The sequence below is a fragment of the Deinococcus sp. AJ005 genome (assembly GCF_009017495.1).
Taxonomy (GTDB): domain Bacteria; phylum Deinococcota; class Deinococci; order Deinococcales; family Deinococcaceae; genus Deinococcus.
On the sequence record NZ_CP044990.1, the window covers coordinates 1040983 to 1061311 of the forward strand.

The 20329-nt window shown below is 63.8% G+C and carries 23 protein-coding genes; 15 read left to right on the forward strand and 8 right to left on the reverse strand.

From position 1 onward, the window contains the following. Position 1 precedes the first annotated feature (1 nt). Complete coding sequence (locus DAAJ005_RS06935) at positions 2–769, forward strand: hypothetical protein (RefSeq protein WP_151846474.1); 768 nt, start codon at positions 2–4, stop codon at positions 767–769. Between the two features lie 28 nt (positions 770–797). Here the strand turns inward: DAAJ005_RS06935 and DAAJ005_RS06940 are convergent, their stop codons facing one another. Together DAAJ005_RS06940 and DAAJ005_RS06945 are read right to left on the reverse strand one after the other, a co-directional pair. Then, positions 798–1421 carry a deoxynucleoside kinase gene (locus DAAJ005_RS06940; RefSeq protein WP_151846475.1) on the reverse strand — a complete coding sequence of 208 codons (624 nt, stop codon included), beginning with the start codon at positions 1419–1421 and terminating at the stop codon, positions 798–800. Positions 1422–1458: 37 nt separating this feature from the next. After that, entirely contained in the window at positions 1459–2070 is a 612-nt protein-coding gene (locus DAAJ005_RS06945) for a deoxynucleoside kinase (RefSeq protein WP_151846476.1), read from the reverse strand. 109 nt (positions 2071–2179) lie between these two features. Between DAAJ005_RS06945 and DAAJ005_RS06950 the strand changes: the two genes are divergently transcribed. Then, entirely contained in the window at positions 2180–2470 is a 291-nt protein-coding gene (locus DAAJ005_RS06950; RefSeq protein WP_151846477.1) for a hypothetical protein, read from the forward strand. Between the two features lie 45 nt (positions 2471–2515). On the opposite strand, the gene DAAJ005_RS06955 is transcribed toward DAAJ005_RS06950, so the two are convergent. Then, positions 2516–3187 carry a helix-turn-helix domain-containing protein gene (locus DAAJ005_RS06955; RefSeq protein ID WP_151846478.1) on the reverse strand — a complete coding sequence of 224 codons (672 nt, stop codon included), beginning with the start codon at positions 3185–3187 and terminating at the stop codon, positions 2516–2518. Positions 3188–3433: 246 nt separating this feature from the next. Here DAAJ005_RS06955 and hpf point away from each other — a divergent pair, with 246 nt between their 5' ends. The 3 genes from hpf to DAAJ005_RS06970 all read left to right on the forward strand — a co-directional run bounded on the left by hpf (position 3434) and on the right by DAAJ005_RS06970 (position 5584). Then, on the forward strand, positions 3434–4000 hold the full coding sequence (hpf, locus tag DAAJ005_RS06960; protein WP_151848439.1) for a ribosome hibernation-promoting factor, HPF/YfiA family: 567 nt from the start codon (positions 3434–3436) through the stop codon (positions 3998–4000). A 112-nt stretch (positions 4001–4112) separates the two neighbouring features. Next, positions 4113–5201, forward strand: coding sequence for a butyrate kinase (locus DAAJ005_RS06965; protein WP_151846479.1), 1089 nt, complete (start codon positions 4113–4115; stop codon positions 5199–5201). 5 nt (positions 5202–5206) lie between these two features. After that, the gene (locus DAAJ005_RS06970) at positions 5207–5584 is read left to right on the forward strand and encodes a hypothetical protein (RefSeq protein ID WP_151846480.1); all 378 of its coding nucleotides are present in this window, start codon (positions 5207–5209) and stop codon (positions 5582–5584) included. Between the two features lie 10 nt (positions 5585–5594). Here DAAJ005_RS06970 and DAAJ005_RS06975 read toward each other — a convergent pair whose 3' ends face one another. Then, positions 5595–6203, reverse strand: coding sequence for an N-acetyltransferase (locus DAAJ005_RS06975; protein WP_151846481.1), 609 nt, complete (start codon positions 6201–6203; stop codon positions 5595–5597). 61 nt (positions 6204–6264) lie between these two features. Here DAAJ005_RS06975 and map point away from each other — a divergent pair, with 61 nt between their 5' ends. After that, entirely contained in the window at positions 6265–7008 is a 744-nt protein-coding gene (gene map / locus DAAJ005_RS06980; RefSeq protein WP_151846482.1) for a type I methionyl aminopeptidase, read from the forward strand. Positions 7009–7042: 34 nt separating this feature from the next. Here the strand turns inward: map and DAAJ005_RS06985 are convergent, their stop codons facing one another. Further along, positions 7043–9256 carry an MMPL family transporter gene (locus DAAJ005_RS06985; RefSeq protein ID WP_192930892.1) on the reverse strand — a complete coding sequence of 738 codons (2214 nt, stop codon included), beginning with the start codon at positions 9254–9256 and terminating at the stop codon, positions 7043–7045. A gap of 112 nt (positions 9257–9368) precedes the next feature. On the opposite strand from DAAJ005_RS06985, the gene DAAJ005_RS06990 reads away from it, so the two are divergent. From DAAJ005_RS06990 to DAAJ005_RS07005, 4 genes are all read left to right on the forward strand, one after another. After that, entirely contained in the window at positions 9369–10574 is a 1206-nt protein-coding gene (locus DAAJ005_RS06990; RefSeq protein ID WP_151846484.1) for a 23S rRNA (cytosine(2499)-C(5))-methyltransferase, read from the forward strand. A gap of 16 nt (positions 10575–10590) precedes the next feature. Beyond that, positions 10591–11016, forward strand: coding sequence for a hypothetical protein (locus DAAJ005_RS06995; RefSeq protein ID WP_151846485.1), 426 nt, complete (start codon positions 10591–10593; stop codon positions 11014–11016). Between the two features lie 164 nt (positions 11017–11180). Then, positions 11181–12647, forward strand: coding sequence for a cysteine--tRNA ligase (gene cysS / locus DAAJ005_RS07000; protein ID WP_151846486.1), 1467 nt, complete (start codon positions 11181–11183; stop codon positions 12645–12647). 279 nt (positions 12648–12926) lie between these two features. Then, positions 12927–13511, forward strand: a complete 585-nt coding sequence (locus DAAJ005_RS07005; protein WP_192930893.1) for a YcjF family protein — start codon at positions 12927–12929, stop codon at positions 13509–13511. A gap of 68 nt (positions 13512–13579) precedes the next feature. On the opposite strand, the gene DAAJ005_RS07010 is transcribed toward DAAJ005_RS07005, so the two are convergent. After that, positions 13580–13975 (reverse strand): hypothetical protein, encoded by a 396-nt coding sequence (locus tag DAAJ005_RS07010; protein WP_151846487.1) that lies wholly within the window; start codon positions 13973–13975, stop codon positions 13580–13582. Positions 13976–14010: 35 nt separating this feature from the next. Here DAAJ005_RS07010 and DAAJ005_RS07015 point away from each other — a divergent pair, with 35 nt between their 5' ends. From DAAJ005_RS07015 to DAAJ005_RS07025, 3 genes are read left to right on the forward strand one after another with little or no spacing between them, the layout of a single operon-like run. Next, positions 14011–14574, forward strand: coding sequence for a DUF402 domain-containing protein (locus DAAJ005_RS07015; RefSeq protein WP_151846488.1), 564 nt, complete (start codon positions 14011–14013; stop codon positions 14572–14574). Positions 14575–14595: 21 nt separating this feature from the next. Then, a complete protein-coding gene (locus DAAJ005_RS07020; RefSeq protein WP_226342616.1) occupies positions 14596–15123 on the forward strand; it encodes a DUF402 domain-containing protein in 528 nt (175 codons plus the stop codon). A 60-nt stretch (positions 15124–15183) separates the two neighbouring features. Beyond that, on the forward strand, positions 15184–15681 hold the full coding sequence (locus tag DAAJ005_RS07025) for a PaaI family thioesterase (protein ID WP_151846489.1): 498 nt from the start codon (positions 15184–15186) through the stop codon (positions 15679–15681). A gap of 118 nt (positions 15682–15799) precedes the next feature. Here DAAJ005_RS07025 and DAAJ005_RS07030 read toward each other — a convergent pair whose 3' ends face one another. Beyond that, positions 15800–16255 carry a response regulator gene (locus tag DAAJ005_RS07030; RefSeq protein WP_151846490.1) on the reverse strand — a complete coding sequence of 152 codons (456 nt, stop codon included), beginning with the start codon at positions 16253–16255 and terminating at the stop codon, positions 15800–15802. Positions 16256–16381: 126 nt separating this feature from the next. Here DAAJ005_RS07030 and DAAJ005_RS07035 point away from each other — a divergent pair, with 126 nt between their 5' ends. Further along, positions 16382–17614, forward strand: coding sequence for an ATP-binding protein (locus tag DAAJ005_RS07035; RefSeq protein WP_151846491.1), 1233 nt, complete (start codon positions 16382–16384; stop codon positions 17612–17614). 57 nt (positions 17615–17671) lie between these two features. Here DAAJ005_RS07035 and DAAJ005_RS07040 read toward each other — a convergent pair whose 3' ends face one another. After that, entirely contained in the window at positions 17672–18610 is a 939-nt protein-coding gene (locus tag DAAJ005_RS07040) for a ribose-phosphate pyrophosphokinase (RefSeq protein ID WP_151848442.1), read from the reverse strand. Between the two features lie 283 nt (positions 18611–18893). Here DAAJ005_RS07040 and DAAJ005_RS07045 point away from each other — a divergent pair, with 283 nt between their 5' ends. After that, positions 18894–20327: an NAD(P)/FAD-dependent oxidoreductase gene (locus DAAJ005_RS07045; protein ID WP_151846492.1), complete on the forward strand. Its 1434-nt coding sequence runs from the start codon at positions 18894–18896 to the stop codon at positions 20325–20327. Positions 20328–20329 lie beyond the last annotated feature (2 nt).

Consider the following 20329-nt stretch of genomic DNA (forward strand, 5'->3'; position numbering starts at 1 on the left):
TATGCGAGCTAAGTTTTTCTGTCCTAAATGTTTTGAAGAATTTGGCGGACCTAAGCAGGACAATACCCTTAGTGTCGCAATAAATGATATGGGAACTGAATCTGACCTGGCGATATGTTCAAGGGGTCACACTGTTGTCGTGCTTTCTAGTTCGTTCAACTATCAATTAACACTAAGCTATGCCTTCCTAGCATTTGAGAAGGGCTTCTACAGAGAAGCAACAATTGACGCGCAGGCGGCATTAGAGAATATGTATGGCGAAGTGATTCGAGCTTATGGTTTAAAGCGGCAATTTACAGATGCTGGAGTGAAATTTTCTATTAATATCAAATCGATCAGTAAGTTATCGGAGCGAAGAATCGGTGCCTTTGTTCTCATCTGCGCTTTAGAAGGTGTTTCTCCATTTATTTTGCCCGAAAAATTTATTAAAATTAGGAATAATTGTGTACATAATGGTATTAATCCTGGAAAAGATAGGGCATTTGAGTTTATAAAAGAGTGTGCTATTTTAATGTGTAGAATTAAAGACTCTAATTTAGGAAAAGATTTAGACTTAATGAAAGATATAAAAGTGGGATCAAGGTTTAGAGATCTGAATGGCAATAAATCAAATATATTAACATATATATTACATGATATACTTGATGATCGATTCATGGATTATGTTATTGGAGCATTTGGAACTCTTGAAGAATATCTGCAAATTGATAACGAGCATTTATGGGACAATGTAAGAATGGTTTGGGACGATGGATTAATTGATCGATAAAATTGCTCAGACTTTCAAATCTGGTTTTTCAGCGCAGCAGCGGCAGGCCGAAGCCGTGCGCCTGGACGCGCTCGCAGACACGCCCAAAGGCCCCCGGATCGGCCACGAAATCCAGTTCGTCACCCGGCACGCGCAGCACCGGGCAGGCGTCGAACTCCGTGATCCAGGCGTCGTACAGACGGTTCAGGCCCGCCAGATAGACGTCGGGGATGTCCTGCTCGTAACTGCGTCCGCGCAGGGCAATCCGGCGGCGCAGCGTGGGCAGGCCCGCGTCGATGTGGATCAGCAGGTCCGGCACGCGCAGGGCGGGCAAAATCCCCTCGTACAGCCCGCAGTAGGTGGCCCAGTCGCGCGCCTCCATCTGGCCGCTCTCGAACAGGTTGCGGGCAAAGATGCTGGCGTCCTCGAACACGGTGCGGTCCTGGATGACGTAGCGTGCCCCCGTCACCAGATTCAGGTGCTGCTCCAGTCGGCGCGACAGAAAGTAGATCTGCGAGTGGAACGAGTAGCGCCGCATGTCGCGGTAAAAATCTTCCAGATACGGGTTGTCGGCGTAGGGTTCGTAGACAGGCCGCAGCCCGTAGCGCTCCGAGAGCATGCGCGTCAGCGTGCTTTTCCCGCTGCCGATGTTGCCGGAGACGGCCAGGTACATCAGCTCCCTCCCCGTGTCCAGCGCAGCGTGCGGCGCATCAGTCCGCCGCCTGCCCAGCCGTCAGCGCCTCATGGACGCGGGCCAGGATCAGTTCCTCGTGTTCAGCGTTGCCCACGAAGTCGATGTCCCCGGCCTGCACGGTCAGCAGCGGGTGATCATAAGTGCGGAAATACTCGTCGTAGCGGGCGGTCAGCTCGGCCAGATACCCGGCCTGCATGTCCTGCTCGAAGGGACGGCCCCGGCGGGCAATCCGGCGCAGCAGCTCATCCGTGTCGGCGCGCAGGTAGACCACCAGATCAGGGGTGGGCAATCTGGGCGACAGGTGCGAGTACAGGTCCTTGTACAGCGCGAATTCGGCGTCCTTGAGGTTCATGGCCGCAAAGATGAAATCCTTGGCGAACAGGTAGTCGCTGACCACGTTGCCGCTGAACAGCCCTGGCTGGGCCAGCGCCGAGAGCTGCTTGAAACGCGACAGCAAAAAGAAGACCTGCACCTGAAAAGCGTAAGCGTCCGGCTGCTCATAAAAGCGGGCCAGGAAGGGGTTTTCCTCCACCACTTCCAGATTCAGTTCCGCGCCGTAGCGTGCCGAGAGCCGCCGGGACAGGCTCGTTTTTCCCACCCCGATGGGGCCTTCAATCACCAAGTACATAAACAGCAGGGAGCATAGCGCGCCCTGCCGGAGGGGAAGGGGCAGGGTGGGGCTTGACTTGACCGGACTTGACCGGGTGCGGGCCGTGCCGGGCGATTAAACTGTGGTCATGTCCCGCAAACCTGCCCGCCTGTCCTTCGAGCTGGCCCTGCAACTGCGCCTGCTCTCAGCGGCGGGGGCGCTGCTGATTTTCACGCTGCTGTGGGCCGGGTTCATCTATCCCAGCCTGATCACCCTGCCCGCCCTGCTGGTCACGCCCGCCCTCTTTGTGCTGCTGGCCGCCGTCGTCAGTCCGCAGTTCGTGGAGACTCGCCCGTGGCTCAGAACCTATCTGCTGCTCAGCGTGGGCCTGAGCGTGGTGTGTTGGGTGTTCATTCTGGTCTGGTTTTCACGGAACTAGGCAGGGCTACAGGCAGTCGGCGCGCTGTTCCAGGCAGAAGCTTCGTCAGTCCCGCGCGCCCTCAATCACCGCGCCGGGGGCCAGTGCGCCGTACATCAGCAGGCTGAACCGGTCCTGCCAGTCGCGCAGCACCTCGCGCTGATCGCGGTGGCCGCCGTGCAGCAGGGCCAGCAGGCAGGCGTCCACCAGCAGGGCACTCAGCGTGGCGACATTCACGTCCGGGCGCAGGCGGCCCTGGGCCTGCATGGCCAGCAGCACGGGTTCTACCAGCGCGCCCAGCGTCAATGCCGTCTTGAGGCCGTCGACGGGAGCGAGGCGGGCCGGGAACGACAGCGGAGATTTCGGCTGTGTGTCGCCCGATTGAGGCCCTGCGCCCAGCACCGCCTGCCCCACCGCGCCCACCAGATGGCGGTAGCGCACGCCCAGATCGGCCATGCGGGCCATCACCTTGTCCCAGACCAGTTGCGGGTTGGCCCCGGCATGCAGGCGTTCCAGGGCGTCGTCACGGCTGGCCTGCACGGCCTTGTCGAAGTGGGCCAGCAGCATATGCACTTTGCTGGGAAAGTATCGGTACAGATTGGTGCGGCTCACAAAGGCCGCGCGGGCGATGTCCTGGGCACTGGTGGCCTCCAGACCGCTGCGGGCGAACAGCTCGAAGGCGGCGCGGGCGATGCGGTCACGCCGGGCCTCGTCCTGCTCCTGTCGGTCCACCTTCATGGGGCAATGATACTGCGCCAGGCGGTTTCAGAATGGTCTGGTCAGCCGCTCTGTCCCGGGTCAGATCTTAACTGTGCTGGGGTATTCCCCTTTTCCTGCTCGGTCCACTGTCGCCCTCCACCATACCCCCAGCGTGGGTGTAGGCGCTATGAAGACTTCGCCGGACAACACCGGGCGGGGCGGGCTAGAGTGAGGAGGACCGGAAGGCCACTTTTCACCCTTCCGGGCAAAGGATGGGTGAAAGCTGTGCATATCTACAAACTGTCTGGCCGGAACGTCGACGTCACGGACGCCATGCGCGACTACGTCGAGGAAAAGCTCACGCGACTGGACCGCTACAGCGAATCCATTACCGACGCGCGGGTCACGCTGACAGTAAGGGATGTCCGGGACTCCACGCGCCGCAACCGCGTGGAGGTGCAGCTCAACGTTCCCCACGGCATCATCCGTGCCGAGGAACACCACGCCGACATGTACGCCGCCATCGACAAGGCCAGCGACGTGCTGGAGCGTCAGCTCCGCAAATTCAAGACCCGTTATATGAAGGCGCGCCATGAGGCCGCACCGACGCCTGCCCCCGGTCCTGCCGAGGCGGACGTGAACGCCGGAATGGACGATGTGGGCGAATTCAAACCCGAGATCGTGCGCCAGAAGCGTTTTGACCTGCGCCCCATGAGCGCAGAGGACGCTGTGGTGCAGATGGAAGCGCTGGGCCATGACTTCTACGTGTTTTCCAACATGACCTCTGGCCTGACCGGGGTGGTCTACCGCCGCAAGGACGGGCACTACGGGCTGATCGAACCGAGCAACTGAACTTTGTGAAAGCTGACTGAAACTGGCGCTGGGGTCCGGGCCGCTGCCTGGGCCTCACTTCTTGCTCACGATTGGGACATTCTGTGCTGGGCCTCTGCTATTCTGCGGCGTTGTGATCGTCTATGTGATCAATCCAGGAACCAGCGGGATCAAGCTCGCCTGTGCCAGCATCGCCCCGAGTCTGAATTCTGCGCTGCCGGGGCAGTTGCAGTTGGCTCTGACCCGTGCCGAGTTGACACTGGACGCCCCGCCCGCGGCGGCAGACTTGCCAATGCTGTCGTCGGAGATTCAGAAGCTGACCGCTGGCTGGCCCGCCCCGGACGCCATCGTCGGGCGCGGCGGATTGATCGGGCGGGTGGCGGCGGGGACCTACCGCGTCACACCGGAGATGGCTGAATTTGCCGTGCAGGGCGAGGGCGCGTATTATCCGCCCAATCTGGGCGGCCCACTGGCCCTGGCGCTGGCCGGGGAATACGGCGTGCCTGCTTTCGTGGTGGACCCCCAGAGCGTGGACGAACTGCTGCCAGAGGCGCGTGAAACCGGAGTGAAGGGCCTGCGCCGTCACGCCCAGTTTCACGCCCTGAACGTGCGCGTGGTGGCCCGCCGCGCCGCCCACGATGTGGGCAAGAGACTCCAGGAGGCCCGCATCGTGGTGGCGCATCTGGGGGCCACCACCAGCGTGACCGCTTTCGAGAAGGGCCGCGCGGTGGACACCACCGGGACGGGCACAGATGGCGGCCCGCTGGGCGCGGTGCAAAGTGGCCCGCTGCCCGCCCGTATGCTACTGAAACTGGCCCGAGAGGAGGGCGAGGCAGCCGCCTTGCGTCAATTGTCCGGCGCGGGCGGATTCCTGTCGCTGGCGGGCAGTTCAAACCTCAAGGATCTGGAGGCCCGGCTGGTCAGCGATCCCGCCGTGCAGGCCGCCGCCGCCGCCTTCGTGCATCAGGTGTGCAAGGCGCTGGGCGAGCAGACCGGCGCACTGACAGGCCGCCCCGACGCGCTGGTGATCACGGGCGGCATTGCCCGCTGGGACGAACTGGTAGACCGCATCGAGCGCCGGGTGGCCTGGATTGCTCCGGTGCTGGTCATTCCCGGCGAACTGGAAGTGGAAGCTCTGGCCGAGGGCGCAGGCCGCGTGTTGCTGGGTCTGGACGCGGCCCGCGAATGGCGGCACCCACAGGCCGTGGCCCCGGAGCTTTAAGCCCTATGCCCCGCCGCCGTCCCGTCCGTTCCGCCGCGTCCGAGCCGATTCGCGCCACCAGCATGTGGCGTGTGGATCAGGTGTTCCTGGCGCGCAAAGGGATGCGGGTGGAGGTCACGTCCTCGCTGGTCAACGATCACGGCGGCCTGCGAAACCTGAGCGTGACCGCGCCCACCGACGATCCGCACGAGGCCGTGCGCCACGCCGCGCGTTTTATTGCAGGCAAGGGCAATGTCAGCGGCGCGCGGCAGGCCCGCGTGCGCTGGACCCGTGAGCAGGCCACCACCGAGCAGGACGCATTGATCCGGGACCGCCTGCTGGAAGACGAATTCCTGGACGAGTTCGAGGAAACGCTGGCGGCGGTGCGTGATCAGCAGCGGTAAAAGTGGAGCGCTACAGCTTTAGCCCCAGGAGTAGAGAACCGCTGGCCTCCCGCGCCAGTTCCTGAAAGCCCAGGTGACGGTAGAAACCGATGGCGCGCGTGTTGCTGCCGCCCACGCCCAGATGGACGCCGGGGGAACCCGCTTCTCTGAGAGCCATAAAGAGCCGTTCCAGCATGCGCCGCCCATTGCCGCCGCCTTGCCCGCGCGGCAGAAGATCGATGTGCAGGTGCGAGGGATAGGCGTCCAAGATGCTCTGCGGGGCTGTATTCGGGCGGTGGATCAGGCGGGCGAGGCGTTCGTCCGGGGTGCGCTTGGCAGCGGGAATGTCGGTGGGATCGGCGTACTGGGCGCGGAGGTCCGGCCACCACTCGCGCTCCAGCGTCGCCTCAAACTCGCGCGTGTTGAGTGCGCCGATGACGTAGCCGCAGACGCCCTTCTCATCCTCCAGCACGAAGGCGAAGGCGGGTGCGTAAGCCAGATACGGCGCGGCATAGATGTGGCCTACCAGCATCGGATCGCGGTAGATGTGGGTGGCATCCGCGCCGCTGTCCGCCGTTTCCAGGCAGATGCGGTACAGCGCGTCGTGGTCACTGGGCCGGGCGTGGCGAATGGTGAACATGTGGGCATTCAAGCAGATTGAAGCCGTACATGCGGCCTGTTGCGAGGACCTAAAATAAACCATGACCATTACCACCGAGGCCGAACTGGAAGGCATGAAACGCGCAGGATTCGTGGTGGCCGAGACGCTCCGCACGCTCAAAGCCGCCATTGAACCCGGCGTGACCCCCGCCGAACTTGATGCCCTGGCGGGACAGGTCTTCAGGCAGTACGGGGCCAGCTCTGCCCCGCGCATGACCTACGACGCGCCTGTCAATGTCTTTATCAGCGTCAACGACGACATCGTTCATGGCCTTCCCACGTCGCGCCCATTGGCCGCCGGGGACGTGGTGAGCATTGATGTCACGCCGTTCGTGGATGGCTATATTGCGGACGCTGCGGTGACGGTGGCCGTTCCCCCCGCTTCACCTGTTGCCATGCGTCTGATCGAATGCACCGAGGCCGCGCTTGAAGCGGCCCTGTCCGCCGCGAAGGCGGGCCATCCGGTCAACGCCATCGGGCGGGCTGTGGAAAACGAGGTGAAACGCCGGGGCTTCACGGTGCTGCGGGAACTGTTCGGGCATGGGGTGGGCCGCGCCATCCACGAGGAACCCAACGTGCCGAACTATTACCGTCCGGCAGACCGGAAGAAGCTGCACGAGGGTCTGGTCATTGCCATTGAGCCGATGGTGTCCACGGGCCGCTCCCACCGGGTCAAAACTTTGCGTGACGGCTGGACCCTCAGCACCACCGATGGCGGGCTGGCCGCGCATTTTGAACATACGGTCATGATCACTGGGGGCAAGCCGTTGATTCTGACGGCCTGAGCCTCTTCAGCCCTGGAAAAAGATGGCCCCCCGCTCAATGCTCCAGCCGGATGCGCGGGAGCCGTTTGTCCAGCCACTCCGGCAGCCACCAGTTCCACTTTCCAGCCAGCTTAAGGAAGGCGGGCACCAGAATCAGGCGCACCAGGGTGGCGTCCAGGGCCACCGCCACCGCCAGGCCCAGGCCGATGCTCTTGGTGGCCACCACGCGCCCGAACATGAAGGCCACGAACACGATAAACATGATCACGGCGGCGCTGGTGATGATGCGGGCGGTGTGGCCCACGGCCAGCACCACGGCCTCGTCGTTGCTGGCCCCGTTCAGGTATTCCTCCTGCACGCGCGAGAGCAAAAAGATCTCGTAATCCATGCTCAGGCCGAACATTACGGCAAACAGCAGCACGGGCAGCGAGGCGTCCAGCACGCCCACGTCGGCGGGGATGCCCAGCGGCGCGGCCAGAAAGCCGTCCTGCACGATCAGCGTGACCACACCCACCGCCGCGCCCACCGTCAGGGCATTCATCACGATGCTTTTCAGGGGAATCAGCAGGCTGCGGAAGGCCACCATCAGCAGCAGGAAGGTGCCGGTAAAGACCACCGCGATCACCCCCGGCAACGTGCCGATGATTGCGCGGCTGAACTCTTCGCCGCCCACGGGTGCGCCGCCCAGCAGATAGACGTAGCCGCTGGCGTCCAGAGACTGACGCACACGTTTTTCAAAGGCGGCGATGTCCTGGGCACGCAGGGTATCCATCGGCACCACCGTCACCCGCAGCAACTCGCGGTCTGCGCTGAATGATCGTCGGGTCAGCAAGCTCAGCGCCTCCAGACCGCCCGTCCCTGCCCCGGCCAGATCGGCAGAGGTCAGGAAGGGGCTGATGACGGCCTTCACGTCTGGAAGGGCACGCAGATCGTTCACCACCTTCTGGAACCTGTCCCGGTCTGCCGGGGTGTACTTCTGCCCCTTCAAATCCAGAATCACTTCAAACTGGCTGAGCAAGCCGCCCGCGCCCAGTTCGCGCACGTCCCCGAGGGCGTCGCGGCTGGGCACGCCGGGGACCAGCCCCCACGCGCCCGCGTAGCCGGTTTTCAGGCCCAGGGCAGGAATCGCCAGCGTCAGCAGAAAGGCGGTGGTCAGCAGTACCCCCAGCACGGGGCGGGCGGTGACGCGGCGGGCGAACGCGGTCCACGCCGCCGACGCCGCGCCACTCTGCGCCCAGGTCACTTTCAGCAGGCGCGGGCTGTTGACCCGTTCGCCCAGCAGCGCCAGCAACGCGGGGAGCGCCGTCAGGCTCGCCAGCACGGTCAGGATCACTGCCAGCACGCCGCCGATGCCGATGCTGCGGACAAAGGCCACCGGGGGCAGGATCAGCCCCGCCATCGCGATGCCCACGGTCATGCCGCTGAAGGCCACGCTGCGGCCCGCCGTCATCACGGTGCGGGCGGCGGCTGTTCGGCTGTCCGGCTCACGCTTCAATTCTTCGCGGAAGCGGTTGACCATCAGTAGGGCGTAGTCGATGCCCGCGCCCAGGCCCAGCATGGTAATCACGCTCTGGGCGAAGGTGCTGACGGGCATCAGGAAGGTCAGGCCGTACAGCGCCGCCATCGCCACGGAGATGCTCAGCAGGCCCACCGCCAGCGGGAGTCCAGTGGCCACCAGCGCCCCGAACACCAGCAGCAGCAGCCCGCCGATCAGGGGCAGTGCCGTGAACTCGCTGCGCTTGGTGTCGGACTCGGCGAACTCGGTGAAGTCGTCGGCAATCGCCTGCCCGCCCGTCACGCGGATGCTCAGCGCCTCGCTCTGGACGCCGCGCACGTACTGGCGCACCGCCGACAGCGCCTCGGTGCCCCCCTCCTGCAACGGAATCTGGGCCACGGTCAGGGCCAGCACGCCGTCCGCCGCCCGTGTGGGAACGGGGCCGCCCGTGGTGGCCGGAACGACGCGCGACACGCCCGCTACCTTTTCCAGACCATCCACGAACGCCCCGTAGTTTTTCTGCCCTTCCGGCGTATTCAGCGGCGGGTTGCTGCGCGTGACCAGAATGGCGGTGTTGGTGTCCCGCTCGCCAAAGCGTTCGCGCAGCAGCGCGGAAACCGTGTTGGCCTCCGAATTGGTCAGCCCCCCTGCCGGATCGGCATTCAACGCTGCCGGGGCGCGGGCGGCCAGCGGCAGGCTCAGTGCGGCGGCGATGATCCACACCGCCAGCACCGCCCAGGGGTGTCGGGACGCGAGACGGGCCAGGAATTGCACGCCCTGGACTGTAGCGGCTCCAGACCGGGGCGTGTGGGTGGAGGCAGGCCGTTTGATGCCCGGATGGACGCTCGGGCCGAAAGATCGCGCCGCCATCTGCTACCCTCCGCAAATGTCTTCTCCCGCTTCCGTTCTTCCCCGCCTGCGTCTGCGCGTGACCCTGGCGGCGGAAGGTTACGTGCGTGCCGGGCATCCCTGGGTCTACGAATCCAGCGTGCGTGAGCAGAACCGAGACGGCGAGGCCGGGGAACTGGCGGTGATCTATGACCGCCGGGACCGCTTTCTGGCGATTGGCCTGTATGACCCGTTTTCGCCCCTGCGCCTGCGCGTGCTGCACGCCGGGCCGCCCGTCACGCTGGACGACGCATGGTGGGCCGCCCATCTGGATCAGGCTTTGCAGAAGCGTGGGGCGCTGGCCGACGCCTCAGACACCGACGGCTACCGCGTCCTCAACGGCGAGTCCGATGGTTTCGGCGGTCTGGTGGTGGACCGTTACGCCCAGGTCTTGGTCCTCAAGATCTACACAGCGGCATGGTTCCCGCATCTGGACCGCATTCAGGGATTGCTGGCCGAACGCTTCCCTGACTCTGCAATGGTTCTGCGCCTCAGTCGCAATATTCAGAGCATCGCGGCAGAGGAGGGGCTGTCTGACGGTCAGATCCTGACGGGCGATTTGCCGGAAAATCCAGTCGTTTTCTACGAATCCGGTCTGGCCTTTGAAGCCGATGTGTTGCGTGGTCAGAAAACCGGATTCTTCCTGGACCAGCGCGAGAATCGGCGGCGGGTGGAGGGGCTGGCGAAGGACAGGCGGGTGCTGAATGCCTTCTCCTTCTCGGGCGGCTTCTCGCTGTACGCAGCACGGGGCGGCGCAACCGAAGTCGTCAGTCTGGATATCAGCGCCCACGCATTGGCCGGGGCCGAAAATAACTTCGCCTTGAATCCGGGACTGACCACGCCGCATGAAACTGTGCAGGCGGATGTTTTTGACTGGCTTGCCAGAACCCGCCGCACTTTTGATCTGATTATTCTGGACCCCCCCTCGCTGGCCCGCCGCGAAACCGAGCGGACCGGGGCCATTCGCGCCTACGCCAAACTGGCTGCCGACGGCATGGCCCGATTGGCTCCCGGCGGCATCCTTCTCAGCGCCTCGTGTTCGGCCCACGTCAGCGCAGATGAATTCTGGGACGCTGTGCGCGGCGCGGCCCAGGCCAGTGGCAGAACATGGAAGGAGCTGGGCACGAGCCGTCACGCCCCGGACCACCACGCGACGTTTGCCGAAGCCGAGTATTTGAAGGCGATTTATCTGGAGATGGGGTGAGCCACTAAACTGATCTATGGCCTACGAGGTGAGCTTTCAGCCCTCCTACGATCAGTTTGTGCTTTATGACCCTCATGCCCCACCTAACCCTGAAGAGGCTCCGCTCTGGGATTCTCCCGCAGAGCAAAACGGGTTGCTGAGTATTCGGAATACCCAGCTCGCAGTCTCTTGCTGGGATGAGCGTGATTGGACCGTCACATTATTCGTCGGCATTGAGGTCTTCCCAGGTCCTCCCTCGCCACCACTGGGCGAATGGCCGTTTCACGTTGAGGCTGCTCTGACGGTTGCCTCCGGCGTCCTCGCTGTTGGCGACATCATGCTTATGGAAACTCCAGCTCTTTGCGTCCCTGTACCATCTGGCCGGGTCCGCCTGCGGATTGCAGGACAGCCAAACCCTGAAAGTGGTCAGAGATACGTGATTCAGGTCTGGCCTGAAAGCTGACCTCCGCCCATCCTTGGCATCCTCCCATCTGCTAAACTCCCTGCCATGAAGACCGTGTGTTGCCCCCGATTGCGGTAAAGCAGCGTTCCGTCTGCCGTCCGCGCCCCGACTTTGCTGTTGAGGCGCGGCTTTTTATTGCCTTCACCACCCTCAAGGAGTTCTCTATGACCGCCCACCCCCAACCTGACCAGAACATCATCCTGTACGACACCATGCAGCGCCAGAAAGTCCCGTTCGTCCCTACCACGCCGGGTCATGTGGGCATGTACCTGTGCGGTCCCACCGTCTACAGCGACGCGCACCTGGGCCATGCCAGGAAGGAAGTGGCCTTCGACGTGATCCGCCGCGCCTTCATGCACTTCGGCTACGCGGTGCGCTACGTGGCGAACATCACCGACGTGGGCCACCTGCAAGACGACAGCGACGACGGCGAGGACAAGATCGCCAAACGCGCCGCGCTGGAACGCCTGGAGCCGATGGAAGTGGCCGACAAGTATTTCTGGTCCTTCATGGACGATATGGCCGCCCTGAACATCCTGCGCCCCAGCATCAATCCGCGCGCCACCGGGCACATTACCGAGCAGATCGCGCTGATCGAGGAACTGATTGAACGCGGCCACGCCTACGAATCCGGCGGTAGCGTCTACTTCGACGTGCGGAGCTGGCCTGACTACGGCAAGCTGTCGGGCCGCAAGCTGGACGATCAAGACGTTGGCACGCGCGAGGCCGTGCGCGGCGAAAAGCACGACGCCCGCGACTTCGCCCTGTGGAAGAACGCCGAGGGCGGCCACCTGATGCGCTGGCCCTCGCCGTGGGGCATCGGTTTTCCCGGCTGGCACATTGAATGCAGCGCCATGAGCCTCAAGTATCTGGGCGAGGGCTTTGACATCCACGGCGGCGGCCTGGACCTGGAATTCCCCCACCACGAGGCCGAGATCGCGCAGGCCGAGGCGGCGGGTCACGCCTTCGCGCGCTACTGGATGCACAACAACATGCTGACCATCGGCGGCGAGAAGATGAGCAAGAGCAAGGGCAATTTCACCACCATTGCCGACGTCCTTTCGCGCCATGACCCGATGGTGGTGCGCTTTCTGCTGGTGTCCAGTCATTACCGCTCCATCACCGAATTTTCCGACGCGGCCTTTGAATCCGCGAAGAATGGCTACCGCCGCCTGAGCGAGAGCCTGCATGAGATAGAGCGCCGTCTGGGTGACGCGCCGGACGGGGGAGACGCTGCGCTGGACCGCAAAATTGAGACGCATGTGCAGGCGTTTGAAGCCGCCATGCGCGACGACTTCAACACGCCCAAAGCGGTGGCCGCACTCTTCGGTCTGAGCGGCGACATGAACTCCGCGCTGGCGGTGGGCAGGGTTGGGCGGGTCACGCTTGAGCGGGCACGGGACGCTTTCCGCACACTGGGCGGCGACGTGCTGGGTCTGTTTGCCGGGGGCAGCGCGGCGCAGGAGGACAACTCGGAGGTGGTCGGCACGCTGATGGAGCTGGTTCTGAAGGCCCGGCAGAATTACCGCCTGAACAAGCAGTACGCCGAATCCGACGAGCTGCGCGACACGCTGACCCAGGTGGGCGTGACTGTCGAGGACACCAAGGATGGCCCGCGCTGGCGGCGCTGAACAGCAGGGCATAATTCGCAGGTCTCTCCGCCAGTTTTAGAATTCGCGTGTCAGGAAAATGTGAGAGCGCGGAACTAGAGTTGATCCTGAGAGGTGCAACACACCCCTCATCCTTCCCTCCCTTGGACACGTCACCCCCCCCGGCGTGTCCTAACTTTTTGCCGTGCTGTGCCGACAGTCAGGCTGGCGCAGACCTTGGCGATGCAGGCCCCGGCGAAGGTGAACACCCGCCCACCTTTCGGCTCACGCGCAGCGCCGTTCCCGGAGTACACTCGCCCTATGTTGCCCCCGCTGGTCAAGCAGGTTCTCGATAATTTCAACTTCGACATCGATCCAGGGCTGAGCCGGGATGAGAATGTGGATGAGGTCATCAAGAGCGCGGCGCTGCTGTCGGGCGCGGTGGCCATCGAGCCGATTCCCTTCGCGGACATTCTGGTGATTACCCCGGTGCAGGCCAAGATGGTGCTGCACATCGGCAAGATCTACGGCTTCGATATTTCTCCCGAGCGGGCGCTGGAGATCGTGCGGGAGCTGGGCGTGACCATCGCTTACGGCATGGCGGCGCGTCAGTTGATGCGCGGTCTGGCGAAACTGGCGCTGCCGGTGATCGGCGGCATTATCACTGCGCCCGCCGTTTATGGCTGGACATTCGCGCTGGGCCGGGTGGCGCAGAGCTACTTTGAGCGCAAACAACTGGGCCTGCCCGACAGCCGCAGGGAACAGGTCAAGGTGATTCAGGAGGCCAAGCAGCAGTCCCGCAAGGTGCTGCCCAACGCCCAGGATTTCACCGATCTGGCCAGCGAACTGCGCCGCCGCGCTGACGAGAAGAACAAGAGCCAGGGTGGACCGAACGGAATGAACTGAAAATGGGGTTTAAAGACGCGGTGGGGGCGTGACCTCCGCCGTTTTTTTCTGTTCTACAAAGGCGGTACTCACTCCCTGGGCCACAGGAAAACCCGCCCGTCACCCAGGATCAGCTTCACGGTGGCTGGCCCCTCTCCTGGATCATGGATGACACAGCTTGCGGTTTCGGGTGGCGGATCGCCCACGCCGCTCTCGAAGCCGCTGACGCTCCGGCACGGTCCGCTGGCGTCCTGCTGGCCGTCGCCGATCACGTCAGCGGCAAGGGCCACCTGACGCACGTATTCCTCGAAACGCACCGGATCAGAGGCCATCAGACGCTGTGCCTCGGTCTGACGCGATGTTTCGGCAATCTGGCGCTGGCGTTCGGTCCCGGCCTCGCGGATGGCGGAAACAGCCCACAATGCCCCCAGCGATAGCACCATCAACACCAACGCGGGCCACAGGCGGCGAACAGACCGGATCACGCCCCCATCCTAACGAAACCGCTACTGTTGAGGGCGTGAAGCGCAAAACCTTTGACCTCCGGCCCTGGGCGCGGGTCACGCAGTCCACCCAGACGGCGCTGGCCGTGCCAGGGTACGTGATCGTGGATTTCACGGCCCAGACCGTGATTCGCCCGCTGGAAGTGTCCAGATCAGGATCAATCCTGCGCCACCTGATCCTTGACGACGGCTACCGCTGGATTCGCTGTCATCCCACTGGCGCGGGCGAAGGTGTCATGGGCGCGGCCCTGACCGTCCAGATGAACGCGGCGGGCCAGCCCGTGCAATTTTACGTGGATATCCACGGCGGCGAGGGCGTGGACGAGGACGGCCTGCCGTGGCACGATGACCTGTACCTGGACGTGGTGGGTGATCCCAATGAAACGGCGCGCTGGACGGTGGCCGCCACCGAGATTATCGACGCCGATGAACTGGACGAGGCGGTAGAGGCTGGGCTGGTCACGCCGGAACTGGCCGCGCGGACCTGGGACCATGCCCACCAGATCGAGGCGGAACTGCGGGCCGGAACATACGCCCCCGTGGACGTGCTGCGGCGCTATGTGGAAGACCCGTATACTTGAGCGCCGCTCTACTATTGCCCTGTGAGACGCAAGGGAACAGACCATCAAGCTTGGCATCAGGTGGCCCACAGTGAGCAGACAGTTACGGCCCTACCCGGCGGCACCATCGTCGATTTTCGCGTGCTGGAGATGAACACGCCTCTGATTGGCATGCTGCTGGGGCAATCGCTGACGGTGATGGACACTGGTTACCGCTGGATTTCTTATATTCCAGAGGGAACCAAACATGCCTTGCTGGTGATGTTGGACACTTCGGGGAGTCCACTTCAGCTTTATGTCGATGTGGGCGAGAGGACCGGCGTGGGCGAGGGTGGGCTGCCGTGGATTGACGATCTTTACTTGGATGTCACGGCCAACTGCGCTGTTCTGCCAGATGGACGGTGGCGCGTGATGGACACGGAAATCATTGATCAGGACGAGCTGGAGACGGCCCTGCTGAATGGCAAGATCACGCAGGCACAATTTGATCTGGCCTGGACCGAGGCGCGAAAGATCGATGATGCTCTACAAAATAATCACTTTGAACCCGTCGAGATCGTGCGGCAGTAGCTGCATGACCCTTATACTTGAACTCAGTTCAAAATCCCGCCCCAACCCGGAGGTTCACCCATGACCCAGCCCACGCTGCAATCCCCCCTGCCCCCGCAAGCTGTCCAGGCGGTCAAGGCCGCCCTGCACAACATTCCCATGAACGCCACCGTGGGCGTGACCATCACCGATGTCGGTGTGGGCTGGGCCACCGGGGAGTGCCCCGATACGCCCCCTTTTCAGAACCATCTGGGGACCATCCACGCCGGGGCGCAGTTCCTGCTGGCCGAGGCCGTCAGCGGGGCAGCGTTTGGTGGGGCCTTCGCCGCTCATTTTGCCAGCGCGGTGCCCCTGATCGAACGGTTGGATACCCATTACGTGGGCCGGGCACGCGGCGGTCTGACCGCCAGAGCCGAGGCCCGCGCTGCGGAACTGCCCGCTGCCCTGGAAGCCTATAAAACAGAGGGCAAGGCGCGTCTGGTGATCGATGTCAGCGTCCGTGACGGCGACAACAAAGAAGTGATGCGGGCGGTGGCGCACTGGTATCTGCGTTCGATGGCGACATTGCGGAGCAAATAAAACTGTTCCGCGCTATCGGAAAGCGGAGAGGCCGACAGCTCTGAAACCCGTGCGAATGAAACAGTAAAAAAGCCTCCCGATCTGACGTGGAGGCTGGTCTGTCCCGGTTCCGCAGCTTCTAAAAACCCATGCGGCCCTGCATCACCTCTTCCAGGCTGGGCAGGCGCACCAGCCCGCGCCAGTAGGCCCGGATCGTTTCCAGCACATGCATGTATTCCTGGTAATTGCCCGGCTTGACCACGTACCCGCTGACCTGCCCCTCGTAGGCGCGGTGGATGTCGCTGGGATGCTCGGAGGTGGACAGGACCAGCACCGGAATGGAGCGCACTTCAGGCAGGGACTTGACGCGCTCCAGAAACTCGTGACCGTTCATGATCGGCATGTTCAGGTCCAGCACGATCAGATGGGGCCGGGGGCCGGGGGCTGGCTCGCACAGGTAGTCGAGGGCTTCCCGGCCGTTCTGGACGTGATGCACCGTGATTTCCTGATCCTGCTCGGAAAGCATGTCCTGGAAGAGCAGGGCGTCGGCCAGCTCGTCCTCGACCAGCAGCAGATGAAAGGGTGGGGAACTCACGAAAATAGATTAATAATCGGATGAGGGGCCAATCGTTATCCAGTTGACAATCCTGCGTCCCAGAAAGAAAAAATTAAGATCAGATGGGAGAAGGGTAACCCCGGCGCGGGTGTTACCCTGAAGGCCATGTTGCCGGAATCGCCGCCCGAACGTTTTGCCGTGGCGGCTTTTGATGCTTTGCTTGCCCATATCGCTATCGTCGATGCGGACGGTGTGATCGTCGCCGTCAACCACGCCTGGACCGCCTTCGCGCGCAGCAACGGCGGGATGGGCAACGATGTGGGTCTCAACTATCTGTCCATCTGCGACGGGGCGCAGGGCCAGGACGGTCAGGACGCCCGCGCCACCGCACAGGGCATCCGCGCGGTGATGGCCGGGGAGCAGCAGGTGTTTGAACTGGAATATCCCTGCCACACGCCCACTGAGCAGCGTTATTACTTGGCCCGCGTGACCCGGTTCACGCAGGACGGCGCGCACTACGCGCTGGTGGCCCACGAGGACATCACCCGCCGCAAGCTGGCCGAGCTGGAGGTCACGGCGCTGAACGCCGGGCTGGAACGGCGGGTCCAGGAGCGCACCGAGGCGCTGGAAGCCAGTGAGGCGGCCCTGCAACGCCTGAACGGCGAACTGATGGACCGCAACGAGGAACTCTCGCAGTTCGTCTACGTGGCCAGCCACGACTTGCAGGAACCGCTGCGGACGCTGGGGGCCTACGCCGATATTCTGCGCCAGCGCTACCGGGGCAAGCAGCTCGACGAACGCGCCGACATCTACCTGGGCCACATCACCGAGCAGGTGGGGCGCGCCCGCAGGCTGGTCCGCGACGTGCTGGCCCTGTCCACCGTCAGCGAGGAAGCCCCCCGTGAGGCCACCGATCTGGGCGAACTGTGCCGCGATGTGCAGGCCGAACTGAACTGGCCCCCGGACGCCGAATTACAGGTGGCCGCAGTCCCGCCCGTGTGGGCCAACCCGCCCCAGATGCGCCAGTTGCTGGGCAACCTGCTGGGCAACGCCCTGAAGTTCCACGCGGAGAGCCAGTTGCGGGTGGAATTGAATGGGGAACCGGACGGCGATCTGATTCACCTCACCCTGCGCGACAACGGCATCGGCATTGCGCCGGAGTACGCCGACAAGGTTTTTGGAATGTTCCAGCGCCTGCACGGGCGCACGCCCACCGGGGGCAACGGCATCGGGCTGGCCGTGTGCCGCCGTATCGTGGAAAAGCACGGCGGGCGCATCTGGATCGAGGCCGCGCCGGGCGGCGGGACCGCCGTGCATTTCACGCTGCCCAATGTTCAGGACACGGGAAATCAGGATGCCGGAACTCAGGACACGCGAACTCAGGTCACTGGGATTTGAAGACATGAAAAAGCCCTCTCCATTGTTCGTGGGAGAGGGCTTTTTCAAGGGTCTTTTCTAGCTGAACAGCGTGCTGACACTCGCCCCGGTGTGGATGTTGGCAATCGCGCTGGCAAACAGCGGGGCCACGTCCAGCACGGCCAGTTTGCCACCCGCCGCCTCGATCTTTTCTGGCGAGACGTACACGGTGTTGCAACTGGCCACCTGGGTCACGTCCAGGCCCGCGATGCGCTGGATGGCCGGGCCACTGTAGACACCATGCGTGACGGCCACGTACACGTCCCTGGCCCCCATGCTGCGGGCGATGTTGACCGTTTCCACCAGACTCCCAGCGGTGCTGATCTCATCGTCTACGATGAAGACGGTCTTGCCGTCCACCTCACCGATCAGGGCGCGTGGCACCACCTCGGTATCGGACACGCGCTCCTTGTCGATCATCGCCAGCCCACAGTCCAGCAGGCGCGCAATGCTGCTGGCCCGCTTGATGCTGCCCGCGTCGGGGGCCAGGACCACGCCGTCGTGGGCATTGTCGACGCAGCCCCGGAAGTGTTCGGACAGCACGAGGTCCGCCGAAAGGTGATCGACGGGCACCTTGAAAAAGCCGTGGACCTGCGGGCTGTGCAGGGTCATGGTCAGCACCCGGTCCGCGCCCGCCGCCTGGATCAGATCGGCCACCAGACGGCCCGCGATGGAAATACGGGGGCTGTCTTTCTTATCGCTGCGGGCGTAGCTGTAATACGGGATCACGGCGGTCACACGGCCCGCGCTGGCACTCTTGGCGGCGTCGATCATCAGCATCAATTCCATGATCGAGTCGCTGACCGGATTGCTGAAGGACTGCACGATGAACACGTCCGCCTCGCGCAGCGACTGCTCGTAATGCACGATCAGGTTGTCGTTGGTGAATTTCTCGGTGATGCTGTGGCCCAGCGTCACCCCCAGGTGTTCGCAGATGGCCAGCGCCAGTGGGCGGTTGCTCTGGCCGGAAAAGACCATCAGGGGCGAGCGGCGACTTTCCAGCAGGGCAGTGGACAGGCGTGACGGGACAGGCAAGGGAACATCCTCCGGGGATTGAGGTTTGGGCTACAGGAATGTGGCCTACAGGGAACGGCTCTGGGTCGCCCGAAGCATACCTGCCCGGCAGGTGTGGTGTCAGGGGAGTGTGATGTCTCCAGAGGGGAGACAGTCGGGAGAGGACACGGCGTCCGGCTGATTTGGACGGCAATCCTGCCGCAGTGCAGGCACGGCGCAGGCCCAGTACAGGCACTACCATGCGCCCATGACCCTGGACGCCCTGATCGTCGGCGCTGGCCCCAACGGCCTCTCGGCGGCCCTGACGCTGGCCCGCGCCGGACTGCGCGTGCAGGTGCTGGAAGCCCACGACACGGTGGGCGGCGGAATGCGGAGCCTGCCGCTGACTCTGCCCGGCTTTGTGCACGATTACGGCAGCGCCATTCACCCGCTGGCCGCCGCCAGCCCCGCGTTTCGCAGGTGGCCGCTGCACGCTTTTGGCCTGGACTGGGTGCAGCCCGGCGCGCCTGTCGCTCATCCGCTGGGAGTCGGCTCGGTCACGCTGGAGCGCAGTCTGGAGGCCACCGCCGAGGCACTGGGCGCAGACGGCCCCACCTGGACACGCCTGATGCAACCCCTCTTGAACGACTGGGAGGGCCTGCTGCACGACATCCTGCGCCCGCTGCCGCGTGTGCCGTCGCATTTTTTCACGTTGGCGCAGTTTGGCATTCGCGGGCTGCCGCCTGCCGGGGCGCTGGGCAAACTGCTGTTTCGCACCCCGGAGGCCCGCGCGTTGTGGGGCGGGTTGGCCGCGCACACCGTACTGCCGTTCTCGGCCCCCGGCACCTCGGCCATGACGCTGGTGCTGGCGCTGCTGGCCCACGCGGTGGGCTGGCCCTTCCCGCGCGGCGGGGCGCAGGCCATTCCCGACGCCATGCGGGCGTATCTGGAATTCCTGGGTGGAGAAGTCTTCACGGGCGTTCAGGTCAATTCCGCCGCCGATCTGCCCCCCGCCCGCGTGACGCTGGTGGACAGCAGCCCCGGCATGTTGCTGAAGCTGCTGGGTGACCGCGCCCCCGCCGCCTACCGCGCCGCGCTGGAACGCTACCGCTACGGCCCCGGCATCCAGAAGCTGGACTATGCCCTGAGTGGCCCGGTGCCCTGGACAGACCCGCGCGTGGCCCGCGCCGCCACCGTGCATCTGGGCGGCACGCTGGACGAGGTGGCCCGCTCGGAAGCTGCCGCCCCCACCCACGTCTCGCCGCGTCCCTACGTGCTGGCCGCGCAGCACACCCTGTTCGACTCCAGCCGCGCCCCCGCCGGGCAGCACACCTTCTGGGCCTATTCGCACGTCCCCAACGGCAGCGATGAGGACGTTCAGGACCGCATGGAAGACCAGATCGAGCGTTACGCCCCCGGCTTCCGTGACCTCGTGCTGGCCCGCCACCGCACCACCGCGCCCATGCTCCAGGCATACAGCCCGGTTTTTGGTGGCGGCGACGTGAACGGCGGTAAGGGTGATCTGTGGGGGCTGTTGGCCCGCCCGGTGCTGACTTCTACCCCCTACCGCACCCCGGTTAAGGGCTTTTACCTGTGTTCCAGCAGCACACCACCCGGCGGCGGCATTCACGGCATGGCGGGCTACCACGCCGCGCTAGCCGCGTTGAAAGACGAATTCAGGATTCAGGACTCGGAGGATTGAGG